The following is an 11,985-nucleotide window of genomic DNA, read 5'->3' on the forward strand; positions in this document are numbered from 1 at the left end:
CCCGGTGCGCCGGAGCATCGTGAAGGGCATGCAGAACTTCACCGGACCTGTTCACCTGCCCGGCACCGACGGCTACGAGAACGAGCGGCTGGCCTGGAACCGGGCCGTCGACCCCAAGCCCGCGCTGGTCGCCGAGGCGCTGACCGCCGAGGACGTGCGGGTGGCGGTGCGGACCGCCGCCGAGCGCGAGCTGCCGCTGGCCGTCCAGAGCACCGGCCACGGGACCGTGACCGGCAACGAGGGCGCGCTGCTGCTCCGGACCAGCCGGCTGAAGGGGGTGCGGATCGACCCCGCCCGCCGGGAGGCCACCGTCGGCGCGGGCACGCTGTGGTCGGAGGTGCTCCCCGAGGCCGCGTGGTACGGCCTGGCCCCGATGTCCGGGACGCCGGGCATCGGCGTGACCGGCTACACGCTGGGCGGCGGCGCGGGCTACCTGTCGCGCCTGCACGGCCTGGCCGCCGACAGCCTGGTCGGCGCGCGGCTGGTCACCGCCGACGGCGAGCTGCGCGAGGCGGAGGGCGACCTGCTGTGGGCCCTGCGCGGCGGCGGCGGCAACTTCGGCGTGGTCACCGAGCTGACCTTCCGCCTCCACCCGGTCCGCGAGGTCGTGGCCGGCATGACCTTCCACCCGTTCGAGCACGCCGGGCGGCTCCTGGAGACCTACGGCGAGTGGGCGGCGACCGCGCCGGACGCGCTCAGCACCGCCGTGCTGCTCATGCGCGGTCCCGACGGCGGCCGGCTGCTGGGCCTGCGCGCCTTCGCCGCCGAGGGCTCGGAGCGGGCGCTCGAACCGCTGCTGGCCGCGGCCGGCCCGGTGCTCTCCGGGGCGCACCGGGCGATGAGCTTCGCCGAGGCGTCGGCGGCGCTCGGCCCCGACCACCCGCCGATGCCGCTGCGCCACCGCTTCGAGCTGTTCCGCTCGCTGCCCGGCGACCTGATCGCGGCGCTGCTGGAGGCGCCGGTGGACGGCGCCGAGATCCGCCACTGGGGCGGCGCGATGACCAAGCCCGGCGGCCCGGCCGCCCACCGCGACGTGCCCTTCTCCATCACGCTCAGCCAGGACGTCGAGCTGCCGCACGCCACCGGCGGCACCTTCCTGAACTTCCTGACCGACCCCGGCCGGGTCGCCGACGCCTTCACCCCCGACGCGTACGCCCGGCTGGTGGCGCTGAAGCGGCGGTGGGACCCGGCCACGCTCTTCCGTCCCGGCCTGCTGATCGGAGCATGATGCCCTTCCGCCACATCACCCCCGTCGAACCGCGGGACGCCTCGGGGCTGGTCACCGAGGTCTACAGCCAGCAGGCCCGCGACATGGGCCTGTCGCGGATGCCCGCGCTGATGACGCTGTCCCCCGTGCCCGAGCTGCTGGCCGCCACCTGGTCGTTGCTGCGCGAGTCGCTGGTCGCCGGACCGGTCTCGCGCACCGAGCGGGAGCTGGTCGCGCTGGGCGTCTCGATGCGCAACCAGTGCCCGTTCTGCGTGGACGCGCACACCATGCTCCTGCACGCCACGGGCGATCACCGGCTGGCCGAGTCGATCGCCCGCGGCGAGCGGCCCGCCGATCCCCGCCAGGCGGCGCTGCTGGACGGCCGGGGGCTGGACGCGCCCGAGCTGGTCGCGGTCGCGCTGACCTTCCACTTCATCAACCGGATGGTCTCGGCCCTGCACACGCCCGAGGTGTTGCCCGCGGGCCTGGCCCGGCTGCGCCCGGTGCGCTCCCTGGCCGGGCGCTCCCTCGCGGGAGCCGCCCGGCGCGTCGCGCCACCGGGCGACAGCCTGCGCCTGCTGCCGGTCCGCCCCGAAGCGCCCGCCTGGGCCGGTGACTCCCCCGCCGGTACGGCTTACGCCGCCCTCGTGGAGCTGGCCGGCCGGCCCCTCGGCCCGTGGTGCGAGGCGGTGCGCGCCGAGGTCGCCGCCTGGGACGGCGCGCACCCCGGCCTGGCCGGTCCGGCCCTGTCCGAGGAGCACGGCCCGCGCTTCCGGCTGGCGGCGCTGGCGGCCCTGGCCCCCTACCGGATCGGCGAGCGCGACGTGGCCGCCGCCGGGCTCGACGACGCGGAGCTGGTACGGGTCCTGGCCTTCGGCGCGATCACCGCGGTCCGGCGTCAGGAGTCGCTTCTCCCAGGTATTCGGCTTTGACCTTCGAGCGCGACAGCTTGCCGGTCGGGGTGCGCGGCAGGTCCCGGAACTCGATCACCTTGGGGTGCTTGAACCGCGCCAGCCGGGGTTCGAGGTGCTCCAGCAGGTCCTCGGCGCTCACCGGCGAGGCCGGCTGGACCAGGGCGACGACGTTGTGCCCCCACTCCTCGTCCGGGACCCCGATCACCGCGGCGTCGGCCACGGCCGGGTGCTCCAGCAGGGCCGCCTCGATCTCGGCGGGGTAGATGTTGACCCCGCCGGAGATGATCAGGTCGGTCCGGCGGTCGCAGAGGAACAGGTAGCCCTCCTTGTCGAGGTAGCCGATGTCGCCGGGGGTGTACAACTCGCCGCGCATGCTGGCCGCGGTCTTGGCCGGGTCCTTGCGGTACTGGAAGCCGCCCAGCCCCGACTTGACGTAGATCATGCCCGGCTCGCCCGGCGGCAGCTCGTTGCCGAGCTCGTCGAGGATCTTCGCCTCGAAGGCGGGCGCGGGCCGGCCGACGGTGCCGGGGCGGGCCAGCCACTCGTGCGGCTTGACGGCGAAGGCGATGGCCGACTCGGTGGAGCCGTAGTACTCGTACAGCACCGGGCCCCACCAGTCCATGATCCCCTGCTTGACCGCGACCGGGCAGGCGGCGGCCGTGTGGATCACCTGGGCCAGGCTGCTGACGTCGTACCGCTCGCGCACCTCGGCCGGGAGCTGGAGCATCCGGTGGAACATGGTCGGCACCATCATCGCGTTGGTCACGCGGTGGCGTTCGATGAGTTCGAGGATCGGCTCGGGGTCGAAGCGCGGGGCCAGCACCAGCGTGTGGCCGAAGTGCAGGGCGAAGGAGGTGTGCGCGCAGGGCGCCGAGTGGTACATCGGCGAGGTCACCAGGTGCACGCCGTCGCCCGGCCGCAGGTCGCAGACCTCGCCCAGGAACCAGACGTACAACGGGACGACCGCCTCGGGGGCCGACCCCGACAGCGGGCGCTGCACGCCCTTGGGGAAGCCGGTGGTGCCGGAGGTGTACCACATGACCGCGCCCGCCGTACGGTCGCCCGGGGTGGTGTCGGGCTGGCCCTCGGCCAGGGCGGCGACGTCGGCCGGGCCGGTGAGCACGACCTTGGCGTCGCAGTCGCCGACGATGTAGTCGATCTCCGGCTGGGCCAGGTGCCAGTTGATCGGCACGTAGTACATCCCGGCCTGCCCGGTGGCCATCAGCATGACCACCGGATCGATGCCGTTGCGCAGCACCCCGGCGACCACGTCCCCGGTGCCGAGGCCACGGGCGCGCAGGCCGTGGGTGACCCGGTTCACCCTGGCCAGCAGCTCGCCGTAGGTCGTGCGGGTGCCGTCGGTGTCGATCACCGCGAGGCGGCCGGGGTCGGCCTCGGCGATGGCGTAGAACCCTGGGAACTGGCTGATGTCCATCTAGAGCTCCAATAGCTCGGCGATCCTGGCCCGGTGCTCGCGGGGCGGGCCGAGCAGCACCTCGTCGGCCTTGGCCCGCTTGACGTACAGGTGGGCGTCGTGCTCCCAGGTGAAGCCGATGCCGCCGTGCAGCAGCAGATGGTCGGCGGCGACCTCGTAACAGGCCCGGCCCACGTAGGCCTGGGCCAGCGCCGCCGCCATCGGCAGCTCGCCGGGCGCCTCGTCGGCGGCCCACGCGGCGTAGCGCACGATCGACTCGGCCTGCTCGACCTTGCAGTGCATCTCCGCCAGCTTGTGCTTGACCGCCTGGAAGGAGCCGACCAGCCGGCCGAAGGCGGCCCTGATCTTGGCGTAGGCCACGATCGCGTCCAGCGCGGCGCGCATCACGCCGAGCTGCTCGGCGGCCAGCACCACGGCCAGCCGGTCGCCGATGCCGAGCGCGGCCCGCGCCGGTCCCAGCTCGCGGGCCGGGGCGGCGTCGAGGACGATCCGGGCCTGGCCGCGGGTGAGGTCGAGGGTTTCGAGCGGGCTGCGGCTGACGCCGGGGCCGGTCAGCTCGACCGCGTACATCGCCGCACCGGCCCGCACGACGATGGTCTCGGCCTCCATGCCGCCCAGCACCTGGGCCAGCTCGCCGCTGACCGAGGCGCCGTCGCCGCTCAGCTCGCCCTCGGCCACGGTGACGACCCGGCCCTCGGCGAGGCGGGTGAGCAGTTCCTTGTCGCCGATCCTGGTCAGCGCCACGGTGGCGAAGACCGTGGCCAGGAACGGGCCGGGCAGCAGGGCCGCGCCGGTCTCCTCCATGACCACCGCCAGCTCGGCGTAGCCCGCGCCGGCTCCGCCGTACTCCTCGGGGACGATCAGGCCGGACAGGCCGAGCTCGCCGTTGAGGCGGGCGTAGACCTCCGGCGAGTAGCCCTCGCGCGGGCGGGAGTGGGCGGCGAGGAAGCCGCGCACGGCCGCCCTGAGCTGCTGTTGTTCCTCGTTGAGCAGCAGGTTCACGTCTGGGTCCCCACCTTCAGCTCCTTGAACGGCACGGTCTTGTCCACGCGGGGCTCGGGCGGCAGGCCGAGCACGCGGTCGCCGACGATGCCGCGCATGATCTCGTTGGTGCCGCCGCCCAGCGCCATCGCGGGCGCCCAGGAGAAGGTGAAGGCCAGCGGCGTGTCGCCGAGCGCCGCCTCGGGGCCGACCAGCGAGGTGGCCAGGTCGGCCTGGAACATGGTGAGCTCGGCGAGCAGGAGCTTGGCGGCGCTGCCGCGGGCGCCGGGGAAGATCCCGGCCTTGGTCTCCTGCGCCAGGCGCTGGTTGAACAGGTGCAGCGCCTGGGTGCGCAGGTGCAGCTCGACCAGGCGGTCGCGGACGTAGGGGTCGGTGGTGTCGAGCCGCTCGCGCAGCGCCTCGACGGTGGTCGGGTTGCCCTTGGAGCCGCCCATGCCCACGCCGGCTGAGATGGACAGCCGCTCGTGCAGCAGGGTGGTGACCGCGACGCTCCAGCCGTCGTCGACCGCGCCGATGCGATCGGTGTCCGGGATGGGCACGTCGTCGAAGAAGATCTCGTTGAAGTGCGCGCGGCCGGTCATGTCGCGCAGCGGCCGGACGGTGACGCCGGGGTGGCGCATGTTCACCGCGAACATGGTCAGGCCCTTGTGCTTGGGCGCGTCCACGTTGGTGCGGGCCAGCAGCAGGCCCCAGTCGGCGTACTGCGCGTTGGTCGTCCAGACCTTCTGCCCGTTGACCACCCAGCCCTCGCCGTCGCGTACGGCCCGCGTCTGCAGGCTGGCCACGTCGCTGCCGGCGCCCGGCTCGGAGAAGAGCTGGCACCAGATCTCCTCGCCGCGCAGCAGCGGCCGGATCCAGCGCCGGCGCTGCTCGTCGTCGCCCCGGTCGACCACGGTGGGCCCGCACATGCCCAGCCCGATGGAGAAGCGTTGCAGCGGGAGCGTGTAGTCGCGGGCCACCTCGGCGAAGGCGGCCTCCTCCGCCTGGGTCAGTCCCTGGCCGCCCCACGCGGCCGGCCAGGTGATCCCGGAGTAGCCCGCGTCGTACAGCTTGGCCATGAACTCGTGCGGATCCTCGATCGCGACGTTCGCGTCCAGCCACTCGCGGGCGGCACGGCGATATTCGGCAAGGTCCAACTCTGCCTCCTCCGAAACAAGTGCTCACTTACTCTAATCAGGGAAAACGTCGGAGTATAGAGCGCTATTCGGTTGGGTTTTTTGTCAGGTTTTACTACCGAATCTCCCTTAATTAGGCCGAACTCCACCTAGTGTGATCACCTGATTACCAGGGGGAGAGGCGTGATCACACGGTTCGCGGGGTCCGTGCGCACAAAACTGACACTGATCGCCAGCGTCGTCATGGCGCTGATCTGCCTTGTCCTCAACAGCCTGGTCCTGTACGGCGTGCACGCCGCCGCCGACGACTACCGCACCAACGAGGTGCTGAGCGCGGCGCTGCGCGTGGTGCACCTGGCCAAGCGCGGGACACTGCCCGCCGAGCTGACCACGGACGTCGACGCGGTACAGGTGATCAACGCCGCGGGCCGGGTCGTCGCCGCCTCCCCCAACCTGGTGGGCAAGCCGCCCATCACCGACCTGCAGCCCGACGCGGACAATTCCAATCGCACGGACATCCTTTGCGGAATGCCGGCTTTCGGCGGCGCGTGCATGGTGGTCTCCACTTTCCGCATCTATCAGGACGACGGGGACTGGATCGTCTACGCCGCCTCCGCCTCGGTCCCCTGGTACGTGCACCCCGGCGTGCTCGCCTTCCTGATCGGCGTCTCCGTCGGCCTGGTCGCGCTGACCTGGTGGGGCACCTCCCGCACGATCGCCAGGACGCTCGCGCCGGTGGACGCCATCCGGGTCAAGCTGGCCGACATCACCGCCAGCGACCTGGGCCAGCGGGTCCCCGTCCCCGCCACCGACGACGAGATCCACGCCCTGGCCGAGACCGCCAACGCCACCCTCGACCGCCTCGAACAGGCCGTCGAGCAGCAGCGCCGCTTCGCCTCCGACGCCTCGCACGACCTGCGCAGCCCGATCACCGCGATGCGCACCCAGGTGGAGGAGGCGCTGATGCACCCCACCGACACCGACTGGCCCCGCACCGGCGCGAGCGTGCTGGAGAGCATCGACCGGCTCCAGGCCATCGTCACCGACCTGCTCATCCTGGCCAAGCTGGACGCCGGGGCGCCCGGCCAGGACGAGCGACTCGACCTCGGCGACCTGGTCTGCGCCGAACTCGACCGGCGGGTGGCCGGAAAGGAGATCGAGCGGGACATGGCCTCGGGAGTGATCGTCAAGGGCGACCGGCTGCGGCTGCTGCGGCTGCTGACCAACATCCTGGACAACGCCGAGCGGCACGCCGACACCCGGGTGGCGGTCTCGGTCAAGGGCTCGGACGGCTGGGCCGTACTCAAGGTCGTCGACGACGGCGCCGGCATCGCGCCCGAGCAGCGGGAGGTGGTCTTCCGGCGCTTCGCGCGGCTCGACGCCTCCCGCGCCCGCGACGCCGGCGGCACCGGGCTGGGCCTGCCCATCGCCCGCGAGATCGCCCACGCCCACGGCGGGACGCTGGGCATCGAGGACTCCGACCGCGGCGCCTGCTTCGTGCTGCGACTGCCGCTGGACAGGGGGTGAGGCCGATGCTGCGCGACTGGTCCGTGCGAGGGCGGCTGACCGCGTCTTCCGCGTGCACGGCGCTGATCATCAATCTGGTGGTCGCGCTGCTGATCACGCCGCTGGTGCACCTGCTGCTCACCGACTACCTGACCGAGCAGGTGGCCAAGGCGGCGCGCCGGGTGACCTACAACGTCGAGCGGTACGCCGCCGCCGGCGAGCTCAAGACCCTGACCCCGACCGAGGGCATCGACCTGATCCAGGTGGTCGACCAGCGCGGCGTCATCCGGCAGGCCAGCGCGACCCTGGCCGGGCAGCCGCCGCTGACCCGCGTGCTGCCCGACGACGAGGACGGCCGGGTCGACGCCGAGACCTGCACCGACCGGCTGCCGGACCGGCCGTGCCTGATCACGGTGGGCTTCCGCGTCCTGGTCGCCGGCCAGGACTGGATGATCTACGCCTACACGCATCCGGTCCCGTGGTACATCGGGCCGGCCTACCTGCTCTTCATGGGCCTGGCCATCCTGGTGCTGGCCCTGCTGACCGCGGCGGTCGCCTCCTTCAGCGTGCGCAAGGCACTGCGGCCGGTGAACGTGATCAAGAACGAGCTGGCCGAGATCACCGCGACCGATCTGGGCCGCCGGGTGCCGCGCACCGAGCGGCAGGACGAGTTCGACGACCTGGCCCGGACCATCAACGAGACCCTCGACCGGCTGGAGACCGCCGTGGTGCAGCAGCGCCGCTTCGCCTCCGACGCCTCGCACGACCTGCGCAGCCCGGTCACCGCGATGCGCGCCCAGGTGGAGGAGGCGATGCTGCACCCGGAGGAGACCGACTGGGCGCACACCAGCCGGGCGCTGCTGGAGAGCATCGACCGGCTCCAGGCGATCGTCACCGACCTGCTGACGCTGGCCAAGCTCGACTCCGGTGCGCCGGGCAAGGAGGAACCGGTGGACCTGGCGGCGCTGGTGGAGTCCGAGCTCGACCGGCGGCCCGAGCGCAAGCGCATCGACCGGCACCTGCAGCCGGGCGTCATGGTCGCGGGCGACCGGCTGCGGCTGGCGCGGCTGCTGACCAACCTGCTGGACAACGCCGAACGGCACGCCGAGGAGGAGATCACCGTCGAGGTCTCGCGGTCGGGCGGCTGCGCGGTCCTGGAGGTGCTGGACGACGGCGCCGGCATCGACCCGGCCCAGCGGGAGGTGGTCTTCCGGCGATTCACCCGGCTGGACGCCTCGCGCAACCGGGACGCCGGCGGCACCGGCCTGGGGCTCCCGATCGCCCGGGAGATCGCGCGCTCGCACGGCGGCGAGCTGGTCATCGCCGACTCCTGGCGCGGCGCGCGGTTCGTGTTGCGGCTCCCACTTCTTCCCTGAACCCGCTTCTCGGGCTATTGGATGCTTCGTACAGTAGGGGCGACGAGAGGAGCCCCCTGTGCCGGCGTCCGCCCCCCGCTCCTACGAGGCCGTCATCGAGCGCCTGTCGCAGGCCTCGGTCGACAAGCACTGCGAGCCCTACCGCGACATCCCGTGGGACGATCCCGCCTTCGAGATCAGGCAGGACGACCCGCGCTGGGAGCTGCCGCCGGTCGAACAGCTCGGCGCGCACCCGTGGTACCTGTCGCGGCCGCCGGAGCTGCGGGCCAGGATCGGGCTGTGGCGGGTGGCGACCGCGATGAAGATCGGGCTGCAGTTCGAGAACCTGCTCAAGCGCGGCCTGCTCAACTACGCCTACCGGCTGCCGAACGGCGCTCCTGAGTTCCGGTACGTCTACCACGAGACCATCGAGGAGGGGCAGCACGGGCTGATGTTCCAGGAGTTCGTCAACCGCACCAAGCTGCCCGTGCGCGGGCTGCCCGGCCCGCTGTCGGCCCTCGTCCAGGCGGTGCCGTGGATCCCGCTGATCTCGACCGAGCTCTTCTTCGTCTTCGTGCTCGGCGGCGAGGACCCGATCGACCACGTGCAGCGCAAGATGCTCAAGGACGGGCGCGAGCACCATCCGCTGGAAGAGCTGATCATCCGCATCCACGTCGCCGAAGAGGCCCGGCACATGTCCTTCGCGCGGCTCTACCTGCGTGAGCGGGTGCCGCGGCTGCCGCGGGGGCGGCGGTTCGCGCTCAGCCTGCTCGCGCCGCTCGTGCTCGGCGTCATGGCGCGCATCATGCTGGCGCCGCCCGGCGCGATGGTGGCCCACTTCCGCATCCCGCGCAGCGTGGTCGACCAGTGCTGGAAGCACAACACCGCGGCCCGGCGGCAGCTCAGCGACTCGGTCGGCCGCACCCGCGAGCTGTGCACCGAGCTCGGGCTGATGAACCCGGCCAGCCGGCGGCTCTGGGCGCTGATGGGCCTGGCCGTTTGAGAAACGGTCATACCGGACATTAAGCCTGTATGAGTTCTAAATCCCGACAGAGTAGAGAGCAGCACGAACAGCGGGCCGCCTCGGGCGAGACGGAGCGGGTCACGCCGAAACCCTCGGGGAAGGTCAAGGGGGCCGCGCCGCCCCGGACCGAGCTCACCACCGAGAAGCGCTCGCGCTCGCACCGCATCGCCAAGGACTCGCTCCCGCTGCGCCGGGGCCAGCGCGGCGGACGGCAGTCGTAGACCTTCCTGGCGACGGCCCCCGGCTCAGGCGAAATAACCCTGCTGCGGCAGGATCCGCGAGGCCGGTCCCGTGCCCCGTCTCGCCGCGGCACGGGACCGGTACACCGGTGTTCAGGGCCTTTTACGGCACACCCCGGATCTTCCACACCAGGCTCGCGCCCAGCAGCGCCAGCAGCGCCGAGGTCAGGAAGAGCACCGGGTAGCCGCCCAGCCCGGCCACGATCGGCCCGGCGATGACCGGCGCGACCACCTGCGGCCCCGAACTCGCGATGTTGATCACGCCCAGGTCCTTGGCCCGCCCGTCCGCGGCCGGCAGCACCTGCGTCACCAGGGCGTTGTCCACCGACATGTAGACGCCGAAGCCGACCCCCAGCACGCCCGCGCCGATCATGACGACCGTCCACTCCGGCCAGAACGCCAACGCCAGCGCCGGGAGCGCGCTGATGACGCCCGAGACGGTCACCAGGGTCTTGCGCCGCCCCAGCCGGTCGGAGATGATCCCCGCGGTCACCGTGGTCAGCACGGCGAACGCGGTGTAGATCAGGATCAGCAGCAACAGCCCGTCGGCCACCTGCTCGCCCGGGAACAGCCGCTCGTAGCCGACCGCGTCCTGCAGGAAGTAGAGCAGGTAGAGCAGCACGACCGAGTTGCCGAGGTTCATCAGGAAGCGCGTGATCCAGGCCCAGAAGAAGTCCGGGTGCTCGCGCGGGCTGATCCAGAAGCTGGCCAGGGTGAACTTCGGCTTGTACGGCAGGCGCGGGTCGGGCGCGGTCAGCACGAACGGCAGCACGAGCAGCGGGATGATCGCGGCGATGAGCAGGTAGCCCGAGGTCGTGGTCGAGACGACCACGGTGACCAGCACCACGCCCAGCACGACGCCGAGCGTCTGCGGGATGCCGATCCAGCCCGACACCTCGCCGCGCTGCCGTACCGGCACGTGGTCGGGGACGGCCGCGGTGGCGGCGGCCTGGAGCGAGTTGAGCGCGGCCTGGGCCAGGCACCAGCCGGCCGCGATCCACACCACCGAGGTCTGGAAGGCCAGGAAGGCCAGCGCCGCCCCGCCCAGCAGGCCGCCGGCCAGCATCCACGGGCGGCGCCTGCCGTACCTGGAGGTGGTGCGGTCGGAGAGCGCGCCGGCGATCGGGTTGCCGACCATGGCGACCAGGGCGCCGATGCCGGCGACCCAGGCGAGCGCCTCCTCCTTGCTCTGCGGGGCGACCTCGGCCACCTGTTGCGGGAGCAGCACCTGGAGCGGGGCCAGGTAGCCCATGAAGAGGCCGAGGTTCGCCAGGGCGAGCGCGGCGATCCACCACGGGCGCACTCTGGTGACGGGCTCGGCCAGCGCGGGAGGGACGTCCAGGCTCATATGAACCCGCCTCATGATCGGGGTTGAGCGGATGTTACTCCTCGGTCGGGCGCTCGGCCACCAGCACCTCGGTGCGGGGATGCTCGACCCAGACGCCCGCCGGGTTCTCGGCGAGCAGCTCGGCCTCCAGCTCCGCGACGAAGGCGGGCAGCCGGTCGCCGAGCCGGGCGGGCGTGGACACCGACAACGACAACTGCAGGCCGACGACGTGCGCCAGATCGAACCGGACCGTGCGGGGGAAGACCCAGGTGCTCACCCGGGAGAAGGGCGAGCGGGCCAGGACCGCGGGGTGGTGCAGGCCGGAGTCCTGGAACGAGCCCCGCATGTGCGGCCAGGCCAGGCCGAAGCGGTCGCAGACCCGGGCGGCGGCGGCGTTCCAGGCCGGTTCGGGCTCGTCCGGCGGATGCGCCAGCAGGGCGACCGACCCGCCGGGCGGCAGCAGCTCGTCCAGCTCGGCCAGGACGGCGTCGCGGTCCATCCAGTGGAAGGAGCGGCCCATCGTCACGTGGTCGAACGGCGCGAACTCCCGCAGGCCGCTCGAATCGCCCTGCACCCATCGGATGGTGGGCACGTCCTTCGCGCGCTCGCGGCCCTCGGCCAGCATGCCCGCGTCCGGATCCACCGCGACCACCTCACGGACGTGCTCCGCCAGCGGGATCGCGATCGTCCCCGGGCCGCAGCCCAGGTCCAGCACGCGGGCCTCCGGGCCGAAGCGGCCGGCGAGCAGTTCGATCGCCTCAGGGCCGTGGTCCAGGCGGAATCGGGCGTAGTAGGAGGCGGCGCCGCCGAAAAGGTCTGTCACGGGTGGGACCATAGACGAGTTCTGGTTCGTTCTACGGA

At 72.4% G+C, this 11,985-nt stretch carries 11 protein-coding genes; 6 read left to right on the top strand and 5 right to left on the bottom strand.

Annotated elements, in window-relative coordinates; translation table 11 throughout:
* Window positions 1–28 precede the first annotated feature (28 nt).
* Window positions 29–1,228, top strand: coding sequence for an FAD-binding oxidoreductase (locus AB0I67_RS11705; protein ID WP_357921482.1), 1,200 nt, complete (start codon window positions 29–31; stop codon window positions 1,226–1,228).
* Window positions 1,225–2,139: a carboxymuconolactone decarboxylase family protein gene (locus tag AB0I67_RS11710; RefSeq protein ID WP_357921485.1), complete on the top strand. Its 915-nt coding sequence runs from the start codon at window positions 1,225–1,227 to the stop codon at window positions 2,137–2,139. Before AB0I67_RS11705 ends, AB0I67_RS11710 begins: the two co-directional genes overlap by 4 nt.
* Here AB0I67_RS11710 and AB0I67_RS11715 read toward each other — a convergent pair.
* The 3 genes from AB0I67_RS11715 to AB0I67_RS11725 are packed head-to-tail and all read right to left on the bottom strand — an operon-like array spanning window position 2,090 to window position 5,694.
* Window positions 2,090–3,556, bottom strand: coding sequence for an AMP-binding protein (locus AB0I67_RS11715; RefSeq protein ID WP_357921488.1), 1,467 nt, complete (start codon window positions 3,554–3,556; stop codon window positions 2,090–2,092). The genes AB0I67_RS11710 and AB0I67_RS11715 overlap by 50 nt on opposite strands.
* A complete protein-coding gene (locus AB0I67_RS11720) occupies window positions 3,557–4,558 on the bottom strand; it encodes an acyl-CoA dehydrogenase family protein (protein WP_357921491.1) in 1,002 nt (333 codons plus the stop codon). It lies immediately after the preceding gene.
* Window positions 4,555–5,694, bottom strand: coding sequence for an acyl-CoA dehydrogenase family protein (locus AB0I67_RS11725; RefSeq protein WP_357921494.1), 1,140 nt, complete (start codon window positions 5,692–5,694; stop codon window positions 4,555–4,557). The genes AB0I67_RS11720 and AB0I67_RS11725 overlap by 4 nt, the downstream gene beginning before the upstream one ends.
* Before the next feature lie 186 nt (window positions 5,695–5,880).
* Here AB0I67_RS11725 and AB0I67_RS11730 point away from each other — a divergent pair, with 186 nt between their 5' ends.
* Genes AB0I67_RS11730 through AB0I67_RS11745 form a run of 4 tightly spaced genes read left to right on the top strand, consistent with a single transcriptional unit; the run spans window position 5,881 to window position 9,779 of the window.
* Entirely contained in the window at window positions 5,881–7,200 is a 1,320-nt protein-coding gene (locus tag AB0I67_RS11730; RefSeq protein ID WP_357921497.1) for a HAMP domain-containing sensor histidine kinase, read from the top strand.
* A 5-nt stretch (window positions 7,201–7,205) separates the two neighbouring features.
* On the top strand, window positions 7,206–8,555 hold the full coding sequence (locus AB0I67_RS11735) for a HAMP domain-containing sensor histidine kinase (RefSeq protein WP_357921500.1): 1,350 nt from the start codon (window positions 7,206–7,208) through the stop codon (window positions 8,553–8,555).
* A 58-nt stretch (window positions 8,556–8,613) separates the two neighbouring features.
* On the top strand, window positions 8,614–9,537 hold the full coding sequence (locus AB0I67_RS11740) for a diiron oxygenase (protein ID WP_357921503.1): 924 nt from the start codon (window positions 8,614–8,616) through the stop codon (window positions 9,535–9,537).
* Window positions 9,538–9,566: 29 nt separating this feature from the next.
* A complete protein-coding gene (locus AB0I67_RS11745) occupies window positions 9,567–9,779 on the top strand; it encodes a hypothetical protein (RefSeq protein WP_357921506.1) in 213 nt (70 codons plus the stop codon).
* 121 nt (window positions 9,780–9,900) lie between these two features.
* On the opposite strand, the gene AB0I67_RS11750 is transcribed toward AB0I67_RS11745, so the two are convergent.
* Both AB0I67_RS11750 and AB0I67_RS11755 read right to left on the bottom strand, forming a co-directional pair.
* Window positions 9,901–11,145, bottom strand: coding sequence for an MFS transporter (locus AB0I67_RS11750; RefSeq protein ID WP_357921508.1), 1,245 nt, complete (start codon window positions 11,143–11,145; stop codon window positions 9,901–9,903).
* A gap of 34 nt (window positions 11,146–11,179) precedes the next feature.
* Window positions 11,180–11,947, bottom strand: coding sequence for a methyltransferase domain-containing protein (locus AB0I67_RS11755; protein ID WP_357921511.1), 768 nt, complete (start codon window positions 11,945–11,947; stop codon window positions 11,180–11,182).
* Between the last annotated feature and the right edge of the window lie 38 nt (window positions 11,948–11,985).

It is taken from the genome of Nonomuraea sp. NPDC050310, from assembly GCF_040655795.1.
Classification (GTDB): domain Bacteria; phylum Actinomycetota; class Actinomycetes; order Streptosporangiales; family Streptosporangiaceae; genus Nonomuraea.